At 40.8% G+C, this 211-nt stretch carries 1 protein-coding gene; it reads right to left on the reverse strand.

From position 1 onward, the window contains the following. Nucleotides 1-211, reverse strand: a 211-nt coding sequence (locus PAT3040_RS31845) for a reverse transcriptase domain-containing protein (RefSeq protein WP_258235265.1), incomplete at both ends; no start/stop codon positions are given.

Raw genomic sequence — 211 nt, forward strand, 5'->3', positions numbered from 1 at the left:
CGCTCACTTTTGACAAAGATATCCGTATCATCCGCATAACGGACAAAATAGAGTCCTCTTGCTTCTAGTTCTTTATCCAATTTGTCCAGATAAATATTCGCTAAAATGGGACTTAAAGGTCCGCCTTGCGGAACGCCCGTTTCATTCGGACGAACAAAGCCATTTTCCATAATCCCTGCTTTTAAGAAAACACGTATTAAGTGAAGCGTTT

Source organism: Paenibacillus agaridevorans, assembly GCF_003112455.1.
GTDB lineage: Bacteria > Bacillota > Bacilli > Paenibacillales > Paenibacillaceae > Pristimantibacillus > Pristimantibacillus agaridevorans.